This window comes from Yinghuangia sp. YIM S09857 (genome assembly GCF_051388915.1).
Classification (GTDB): Bacteria; Actinomycetota; Actinomycetes; order Streptomycetales; family Streptomycetaceae; genus Yinghuangia.
Genome location: NZ_JBPKBH010000024.1, coordinates 49,094 through 58,858, shown reverse-complemented (window position 1 = coordinate 58,858; position 9,765 = coordinate 49,094). Strand labels below are relative to the sequence as shown.

Annotated in this window: 6 protein-coding genes; 3 read left to right on the top strand and 3 right to left on the bottom strand. The window is 71.9% G+C overall.

The window, feature by feature from the left end; translation table 11 throughout:
- Positions 1-48: 48 nt before the first annotated feature.
- From ACRX5S_RS34960 to ACRX5S_RS34950, 3 genes are all read right to left on the bottom strand, one after another.
- Positions 49-1,611 (bottom strand): hypothetical protein, encoded by a 1,563-nt coding sequence (locus ACRX5S_RS34960; RefSeq protein ID WP_436777239.1) that lies wholly within the window; start codon positions 1,609-1,611, stop codon positions 49-51.
- 489 nt (positions 1,612-2,100) lie between these two features.
- Positions 2,101-2,250 (bottom strand): hypothetical protein, encoded by a 150-nt coding sequence (locus tag ACRX5S_RS34955; RefSeq protein WP_436777238.1) that lies wholly within the window; start codon positions 2,248-2,250, stop codon positions 2,101-2,103.
- Between the two features lie 31 nt (positions 2,251-2,281).
- Positions 2,282-3,100, bottom strand: coding sequence for a hypothetical protein (locus ACRX5S_RS34950; RefSeq protein WP_436777237.1), 819 nt, complete (start codon positions 3,098-3,100; stop codon positions 2,282-2,284).
- Positions 3,101-3,802: 702 nt separating this feature from the next.
- On the opposite strand from ACRX5S_RS34950, the gene ACRX5S_RS34945 reads away from it, so the two are divergent.
- From ACRX5S_RS34945 to ACRX5S_RS34935, 3 genes are all read left to right on the top strand, one after another.
- The gene (locus ACRX5S_RS34945; RefSeq protein WP_436777236.1) at positions 3,803-5,080 is read left to right on the top strand and encodes a hypothetical protein; all 1,278 of its coding nucleotides are present in this window, start codon (positions 3,803-3,805) and stop codon (positions 5,078-5,080) included.
- A gap of 362 nt (positions 5,081-5,442) precedes the next feature.
- On the top strand, positions 5,443-7,824 hold the full coding sequence (locus tag ACRX5S_RS34940) for a hypothetical protein (protein ID WP_436777235.1): 2,382 nt from the start codon (positions 5,443-5,445) through the stop codon (positions 7,822-7,824).
- Between the two features lie 646 nt (positions 7,825-8,470).
- Positions 8,471-9,613 carry a hypothetical protein gene (locus tag ACRX5S_RS34935; RefSeq protein WP_436777234.1) on the top strand — a complete coding sequence of 381 codons (1,143 nt, stop codon included), beginning with the start codon at positions 8,471-8,473 and terminating at the stop codon, positions 9,611-9,613.
- Positions 9,614-9,765 lie beyond the last annotated feature (152 nt).

Genomic DNA, 9,765 nt, shown 5'->3' with positions numbered 1-9,765 from the left:
TCCCGGCCGGGCCGAGGCTCCGGCCGGGAGTCCTAGTCCACGCTCAGATCAGATGAGGGTGAGCGTGAGGGTGGCGGTGTAGGTGCCGGAGAGCTGCCACGCCGGGACCGAGAGCTTCGTCGCGGCGTCCGCCGTGAACTCACCGCCGGACACCTGGCCGGGGGCGTTCGGGCTCTGGATGCAGAGGGCGCCGACCGCACCCGCCGAACCGGTCTGCACCGCGCTCGGCGAGTCCGGGTTGGTGACCGCGCACACCGGGGTCCAGGTGAACCGGTCGGCCGAGATCACGCCGCTCACCGCGGGAGAGGTGAAGTCGGTGATCTGGCCGGTCAGGTCCCAGCCCAGGGTGGTGCCGCGGAAGTCCTGCACCTTGACCTGGTTGAGCGCGCCGTTCATGGTCTGCGGCTTGCCGTTCAGGGTGATCGGGGTCAGCGAGATCCCGGTGCCGGCCTGCTGGAAGTTCAGGCCACCGCCGATGACTTCGCCTTCCAGGTCCTGCGAGACCTGCTGTCCGACCTTGACGGTGTAGGCCGCCGCGGCGCTCTTGGTGCCGTTGGTGACGCCGATCTTGCGGGTGTTGGCGTCGTTGACCGTGTACGGCGTGGTGAAGGTGCCGTCCGCGGCCACCGCGACGGTCACCGGGGCGTCCGTCGTCGGGGTGTTGTCCTGCTTCAGACCCTGGACGGTCACGTTGCCGGCCGGCCAGTTGGTGCCCGTCACGGTGGTCGCGGCGCCGAGGTCACCCGAGGTCGGGTTGACGGCGGCCGTCACCGGCGGAACCCCGGTGACCGTGAAGGTGTTGGTCTGCGTGCTCTGCCCCGAGTCACTGGTGATCTTCAGGGAGTAGGTGCCCGGCGGCACCTGGTCCACGACCGTGAACCCGCCGGTCAGCGCGCCGTTCGCGCCGACCGCGATGGTGTGCACGGGGTACGGCTGGCAGGCCGCGCCGACGCACATCTCGACACCGCTGATGGTGCCTTCCCAGCCGGTGCCGGTGACCGTTCCGCCCGATCCCTGCTGGATCGTGGTGGGCGCGACGGTCGCGGTCACGGGGGCGGGAGGCGCCTCTACGGTGAACGTCGCCACGGCTCCGCCGCCCGTGTAGGTGCACGGGGCGATCTGCTGGCCGAAGCCCGGGATGTCGGTGATGTTGGTGGTTCCGGTCGGCGTGAAGCTGATGTCGCCGACCGACGCGTTCGCCGGGATGGTGAACGTGGTGGTGAACGGTGCCGGGTCGATCGGTACGTTCGGCACCAGGTCCAGCGTGACCTCGGGCCCGGCCAGGTCGACGACGCCGGTGGCGGCACCGGACATGGTCAGGTGCAGGGTGCTCTGCGCCTTGGCGTTGGCGATGGCCAGCGGGCTGGTGATCGGCGGCGGACCGAGGTCCACGTTCGCCGTGACCGTGATGCCGGCCGGGCCGGCGACCGGGGTGAGGTCGACCGTGACGTTCTGCGGGCCCTGCTTCGGACCGATGATCGGCACGTTGCAGTCCGCCTGCACCGTGACCGTGCCGGCGGACGCGGCCGGAGCCACGGCCACCAGGCCCGCGGTACCCGCGATCACCGCGGCACCGAGGCCCGCGGCGACTCTCTTACGGGACTTGATCATGTGAGGTGCTACTCCCTTCCAGGGGCTGCTGCCGCCGCCGGGGGGCGGGGCAGTCGAACACCACACCGGAGTTGAGCCGAGAGCGCACTACCATGGACTCAGGCGCTCCGGTGCCGTTCCTGGGACGGTCGCCTCGAATTTCCGTCGCACACGGCCGAGGCGGCCGTCTCGCGGCCCTTGCGCCCCCAAGCTCTGGTAGAGGTGCGCGGGACCGACGTGCGGGTGGAACCTGTTTCAAAAACCAGGCGTGCCATTGATGCCGTTACGCGCCTCAGATGTCAAGGCTTTGGCGGCCTCGCGCCAAGAGTTGCGTAATACTCCGGCAACACCCGACAAGTCCGATCTTGGAAAACGGGTTCGCACAGGCGGAAACGGTGCCGCCGGCCCGGGAGTTCGGGCGCGACGGCACGCGCATTTCCTTGGCGGGATCATTCGGCCGGGCTCGACGGGCCGATGACCGGATTTCGCGGGCGGCGGCCGAAACCGCTTTCACCCCACGGGGTTTCGGTGGCGCGGTGCACACCGCGCCACCGAAAACCCTTGTCCGGCGGTGGTGTTGCGCGAGGCGCGGACCTTGCGGGTCGCGACCAGCACGGCGCCGATGCCCAGCAGGCCGACCGTGCCGCCGACCAGACCCATCGANCCCCCCCCCCCCCCCCGAAACCCTTTGTCAGGCGGTGGTGTTGCGCGAGGCGCGGACCTTGCGGGTCGCGACCAGCACGGCGCCGATGCCCAGCAGGCCGACCGTGCCGCCGACCAGACCCATCGACAGGGCGTCGTCCAGCGGACCGGTCTTGGGCAGGCTGCCGGTGCTGCTGCCGCTGCTGCTGCTCGCGGCCGCGCCACCGCTGGAGGTGGACGACGAACCCGAACTCGTGGACGTGGTACCGCCGGTGGTGCTGGTGGTGCCGCTCGTGGTGCCGCCCGTCGATCCGCCCGAGAGGGTGATGCTGTGGACGACGCCGGCGCCGGTGGTCGTGCAGACCATCTGCAACGTGACGCCCATGGCGTTGATGTCAAGGGTCAGCTTGTCGGGCGCCAGGTCCAGCTTGCCGGAGCCCGAGGGGACCTTGACCTTCACCTTGAAGGCCGGCAGGTCGATGCCGCCCTTCTTCAGGTCCATCTCGATCGTCGAGGCTTTGGCGCTGATCGGCGCCGTCGACGCACCCGAGGCCTTGAACTGCACCGTCGGCGTCAGCTTCGCGCCCGACACGTCCAGCGGCACCTCGGCGGGACTCGGCCCGAGGTCGACATTCAGTTCCACATCAGAGCCGGGGGCGGCCGTCGCGGGGCCCGTGACGGTGTACGCCTGGGGGCCCTTGAGCTCCGTCTGGTTGTTCATGGCGCCCTGGATTTCCTTGGGAACCGGGCACGTGGCTTGACCGGAACTCGTACCGGCGTGCGCGGTGGGCGCGAACATCAGCGTCGCACCCGTCGCGAGTGCGGCGGCCGCAATCGTGCCCGCCGCTCGACCCATCAGCTTGACCATAGGGGTGGCTCTCCCTTCGGGGACTTGCCTGTCGTCTTCCGACGGCCGACGCGGCCTGCGTCGCGTGCGCAGCCAGACCGCTCCGGCCCTTCGTCCTGCACGGACCGTTCGCGCCTCCGGGGAACCGGAGTTCGCGATCGTCCCCCCGGCCGCACCACTCGCGTGGTTCGGACGGACTCGACGGCCCGCACCAGCGCACAGGCCCTGGGCACGCTGACCTGGGCTTCAGAAGATCGAAGTCCCCGTCTGCACCGCACCCCGAGAGACATCAAGACTGTGCCAGTCATTGATGTCATGTCAGATCATGGGGTGACGGTACGACAAGTCCCATGAGCGAACAACAGTCATCGGCAGAAAAAACGGCGGTGCCGGAAAACAGTTCGGCATCATTCGGAACCCCGTAAATCACTGTGTCGACATGCCGCGGGAAACACGAAAGCCGAGGTGGCACGGATCGACACGTGTCACCACTTCCGGCCGGTCGGCGCGGCCGTCAAGGCCGTGGAGCGCGGCGGGATGCGTGACTTCGGGACACATCACACCTATCCGGTTGGTTTTCCGAGTCTTCGGGATCAATGGCGATGAAGTGTGCGGACACCGAGCCTTGACACACCATCAGGGAACCGGATGAATTGCTGTTCGACTCCGGGTCAGTAAGACCGTCCGGAACCGCAAGGAACGCAGATAGGGAGCGACCGCACCATGGCTTCACGGCGCACCGGACTTCTCCTCGCCCTCGGAGTCGTCGCCGCCGCCGCGGGATTCGGCACCGGCACACCGCCCGCGCAGGCCGCCGCTGTCACACACGCCGTCGAATGCGATCCCACCTTCGCCAACGGCCTCAAGTTCACCTGGAATCCGCAGATCGAACTCGCCGTCGCGCCACTGAAGCCGACGTACGCGGTGGGCGATGAGGTGACCGTGACGTGGTCGTGGAAGACACCGCCTCGCAATCCTTCCAGTTGGGTTCTCATCGCCAAGGACACGGCCGAACCGAGCGGCGTGGTGAAGCTGTCGGGCTCGCAGACCGGCGAGGTCAAGGTTGCCGGCCCCAAGAAGAACCCGACGACGGGAGGCGGCCAGCCGCTGCCCGTCGAAGCCATGACCGGGAAGTTCACCGTCGACAGGGAAGGGCGCATCGACCTGACGCCCGGGGCGTACGCGATCGACACGCTCCTGTGGGGCCCTCCCGTTCCGTGCACCCCCACCGGCACCACCCCCGTCTCCACCAGCATCCAGTCCGGCACACCCTCCACCCCCGGGCCGCAGCCGACGGACGACCCGGGCACGCCCGGCGGACCCGGCACCACGCCGCCGACCACCGGTCAGCCGGGTACACCCGGCGCCACCGGAACTCCGGGCGTCACAGGGGCTCCTGGCACACCTGGCGGCCCCACCGGCAGCCCCGGGACGACCACTCCCCCGGCCGCCTCGGGAGGGCCGTCGACGGGCTCCGTCGGGGGCCAGTCGCCCGCGCCCGGCGACGGCTCCCCGTCCGACGCCCCGGCCCCCGGCGACGCACCGCCCGCCGCGGGAGGTCCGCCGCCGCCCGGGCCGCTGTTCATGAAGGCCGACCAACAGGCCGTGGTCATGGGCGACTTGCTGCCCGGCTCCGGCCCACGCCAGGTGACCGGGCAGCTCCACCCGCTCCAGGTCGTGGACCAGCGCGGCAGCACGCTCGGCTGGACGCTGACCGGCCAGATCGGCGACTTCGTGGCCCCCGACGGCTCCCTCATCCCGGCGTCCGGGTTCGCCTGGACGCCCAACTGCCTGGCCACCGGCACCACGTCGAGCGCGGTCTCGAACGGCCTTCCGGGCGACGCGGCCGACAGCCCGGAGCTGTTGTGCCGCCAAAACCCGAGCATGGGCGAGGTGACCGGCGGGGAGTTCCAGGTCGACGCCGCACTCACCCTCGGCGTGACGGTCCCGACCACCGAAGCGGCGCCCTACACCGCGGAACTGACACTGAGTCTGATCTGAACGCCGGGCCGCGCACCACCCTGTCCCCACGCGCCCCGCTCGGCCGCACCGACCTGCGGAAACGGGATCCCCACAGCGCCGCGGCGGTCTTGACTTCGCGGCGATCTGGGCGCTGAATAGCAGGGCCCCAACTGGAACACGTTCCAGTCTGGGATCGGGAGACCGGCGTGTGGGGCGCCGGGACGACCGCGTCGACGGATCCACCCCTACTCGGCCCGGCCGTCCGCCGACCGAGCCATCCGCCGTCCACGGCACGGCACTTCGAGGCGTACGCGGGCACCTTCGCGGACGCCGGAGGCCGGGCACACGGACCGCTCTCCCCGGGGCGGGACGGGCACGATCCCGAGGAGGGACAGCTCTCTATGCGCAAACCCGCGAAGGGCCTGGCGGCGGCGGTCGGTACCGCCGTCGCGGCCGTCGGGGTTGTGGTCACGGTCGGTTCTCCGGCGGCGAACGCCGCGACCGTGACGTACAACGTTCACTGCACACCGCCGAGTGTCGGCGGCAGTCCGTTCGACTTCGCCGCCCAGGTCGACCTGACGGTCAGCCCGAGCAAACCGGCGTACGCGGTCGGCGACCAGGTCACCGTGACGTGGAACTGGAAGGCCGCCGCGAAGAATCCGTCCGGCGTCACCGTCAACGCCGACTCGGTTCAGCCCTTCGGCACCGTCGACGTCTCCGGCGCGCAAGGCGGCACGATCGCCGTCTCCGGGCCGAAGAAGAACGCCGCCACGCCGAGCGGCGAGCCGCTGTGGCTGTCGGACATGACCGGGACCCTCACCGTCACCAAACCGGGCGCCATCCACCTGTCGCCCGGCAGTTACAAGAACGTCGCCAGCATGCTGGGCACCTGGGAGACCCCGTGCGACGCCACCGGCACGCCCGGGGTGTCCGCCACGCTCCAGGTGGACGGCTCGGTGCAGTCCGCGACGCTCGGCGTCACCCGGGGCGAAGTCCGGCCCGGCAGCGCGCCGTTCCAGCTCGTCGGCGCGAACTGGCCGGCGGGCGGCGCGGCTCCGGCCGTGGAACTGTGCGCGGCGGACGGCGCGGCGTGCGGTACGTCGCAGATCACCGTGTCCGGCGTCGGGGTCGACGCGGGCGGCAACCTCGCGGGCCGCGTGTCCGTGCTGCCGACCACGGGCGAGGGCGACTACAAGGTCCGCGTCTCGTCCGGCGCGACCGCCGTGGCCGTGCCGCTCAAGGTGCGCAACAACGCGCCCGCCTGGGCCGAGCCGGTCGCGTACGACGTCAGTTGCAGGCAGGCGACGAACGGTGCCGTCTTCCCGTGGAAGCCGCGCGTGGCGCTCGAACTGGCGCCGGAGAAGCCGTACTACAGCGTCGGCGACGTGGTGAGCGTGACGTGGCGGTGGAAGGACTACCCGCGCAACCCGCAGATGCCGGGCGTCATCCTGCTGAAGGACACGGTGACGCCTTCGGGCGTCGTCAAGCTGTCCGGGGCGCAGACCGGCAACGTCACGATGAACGGGCCGAAGAAGAACCCTGGTGCGGGCGCGCCGCCCGCGGTCGTCCAAGTATCCGACATGACGGGCACGTTCACGGTCACCGCGAACGGCGCGATCGATGTGAGCCCGGGCGACTACGCGCTCAAGCTCATCGCGCAGACCACGCCGTGCACCGCGGTGGGCGCGCCGGGAGTCTCCTCGACCGTACAGGTGGGCCTTCCGGCCCCGCCCGCGCCGACGCTCGCGGCCGCCCCGAACCCGGTCAAGGCCGGTGAGGCGGTGGCGCTTTCGGGCCTCAACTGGCCCGCGGTGGGCGCCGGAACGGTCGGCGTGCAGCTCTGCGCGGCGGACGGCAGCGCCTGCGACCCCGCGGCGTTCGGCGCCAACACGCTCAACGTCGGCCCGGACGGCGCGCTCGGCGGCAACGCCACTCTCGCGCCGAACGCGCCGCAGGGCCCACGCCTGGTCAAGGTGACCGTCGGCACGGGCCCCGGAGCCGGTACGGCGAGCGCCCCGCTGACCGTGGAGCCGCCCGCACCCAACCTGCGTTCGGTGGAACTGACGCCGAATCACGGGCCGTTGGGAACTGTGGTCACGGTGCGCGGGACCGGCTACACGCCGAACACCGCGATCTCGATCGCGGGCGTCGACAAGGACCTCCAGCCGACGTTCGACCTGGCCTTCCTCGACTCGGGTCCGGACGGCGCGTTCGTGGGGCAGTTGACCGTCACCAAGGCTCAGACGGACCAGATCGCCGCCGCGGAGGGTGTGGATCAGAACAAGGCCGCCGCGGCCAAGTTCACCGTCGAGCCGGGCGGCAACACGGACGGCGAAGTCCTGCCCGGGCACCTGGGGTTCAAGCGGACGGGAGCGTCCGACAAGCTCGTCGAACTGTCGCCGGTGACCGTCGACGGCACCCCGCAGACCATGAACGGCGTGCTCAACCAGGTCATTGTGCAGGACTTTCGGGGCGGCACGCTCGGCTGGGAACTGACCGGGCGCATGGGTGACTTCGTCTCCGACACGCAGGGCACACTGCCCGGCGCGGCCCTGTACTGGACGCCCAACTGCGCGGTGCTGAACCCGGATTCGCCGAGTCCGGTGCTCACCGGTATGCCGGGCGCGGTGGACGGCTCGCGGCTGTGCGGGATGCCCGCGCAGACGACGCCGGGGCTGCCGAGCGGCGGCGAGTTCTCCGCGGACGCGGGGCTCGCGCTGCACGTGCCGGGCTTCCAACTCGCGGGCACGTACACGGCGACGCTGACGCTCACGCTGATCTGACGGGTCGCCGGCACGCCCTTCGCGGCCGGACGTCGACCAGGCCGACCGCGAGGCCGACCACGGCGGCGTGGCGGAGGGGCGACCCGGCACGCGGCACCACGGAGGGTGCCGCCGACATCCTGTGCGGGATGCCGGCGGTACCCTCCGTGCTTTTCCGGGCCCCGCGCGGCGCCCCGCGGCCGTCCTCGGCCGACCGGATCGACACGTGTCACCGCAGGTCAGCGGCCTGCCGATCAGCGAAGTGTGGTGTTACCGGAAGTAATTGCGGTATTGACTTCGCCNCCCCCCCCCCCCCCCCCCCCCCCCCCCCCCCCCCCCCCCCCCCCCCCCCCCCCCCCCCCCCCCCCCCCCCCCCCCCCCCCCCCCCCCCCCCCCCCCCCCCCCCCCCCCCCCCCCCCCCCCCCCCCCCCCCCCCCCCCCCCCCCCCCCCCCCCCCCCCCCCCCCCCCCCCCCCCCCCCCCCCCCCCCCCCCCCCCCCCCCCCCCCCCCCCCCCCCCCCCCCCCCCCCCCCCCGCCCCCGGCTTCCCGGCACGACGGCGCCCCGGCCGTCCCGTCCTCCACCTGCGACGCCCGCTGGGCGCCCGAACCGCCGTACGCAGCGCGCGGCGCGGCACGTACGGCATCCTCAGAAGGGAGCTCCACCCCCATGACCTCACTCGGCAGGCGGCTCGCGGCCGGCCTGGGCGCCGGCGCGATCGCGGCGACCGGGCTGATCGCCCTGGCCCCGGCCTCGTCCGCGGGCACCATCAACCCGACCGTGGACTGCTACGTCCAGGCGCTCGACAAGCACTTCGTCGGCGCCCAGTCGATCGACCTCGCGGTCACGCCGAACCCGGCCGACCCGGGCGCGTCGGTGACCGCGAACGTCACGCTCGGCCCGAGCCCGGCCACCAGCCCGCTGGCGCTCAGCGGCGTCCAGGTGACGCCGACCATCGAACTCAAGCTCGGCGGCGGCGCGGAGGGCACGGTCACCGTGACCGGCCCGACCACCACGATGGACATCGCGCAGAACGCCCCGATCACCCCGCCGCCGTACTCCGGGGCGCTGACCATCCCGGCCACCGCGGCCGGCGACGTCACGTTCACCCCGGTGAAGCTGGTGACGACGGTGTTCATCCCGGCGTACAACCTGACCCAGGTCACGCCGTGCGACATCACCGCGGGCGGCGGCGTCGCCGAGACCGTCACGGTCAAGGAGCCGCAGCCCGAGGTCCCGACGCTCAGCGCCGACCCGGGCACCGTCGAGCCGGGCGCCGCCACGACGCTCGCGGGCGTCAACTGGACGCCGGGCGGCACCGCGACGCCGGAGCTGTGCGACGCGGCCGGGGCGAACTGCAACCCGGCCGGCATCTCCGCCAACACCCTGGCGATCGGCGCCGACGGCCGCCTGGGCGGTACGGCGACCATCGCGCCGGGCACCGCGGACGGCTCCTACACGGTCAAGGTGACGAACGGCGCCAAGAGCGCCACCGCGCCGATCGCCGTGAAGAAGAAGGAGGTCCCGGTCCCGCAGCGGACCATCACGCTGAGCAAGTCGAGCATCCGACCGTGGACGTTCGTCAAGGTCACCGGGGAGAACTTCACCCCCAACACGCTGGTGGCGATCATCGGCGTCAACGGCGCCAACCCGGTGGCGAACTTCTCCGCGGCATTCGCCGGCCGGGACGGCAAGTTCACCACGTACATCCTGGTCACCAGCACGAAGGTCAACTCGATCACGGCCGCCGAGATCGACCTGACCTTCAAGTTCGACAAGGTCGCGATCGCCCCGATCACCGTCAAGTGGTGAACCGCCGGCGCCCTCCGGTGACCTGACGCCGACGGCCCGGGCCGCAGCGGGCGGGTAGCCGCGGGGCACGGCAGGAGACAGGGCGACGGCCCCGGTACGCGGTGCGTACCGGGGCCGTCGTTCGCGCCGGAGTCGTCCCCGCTCGGGCCCCG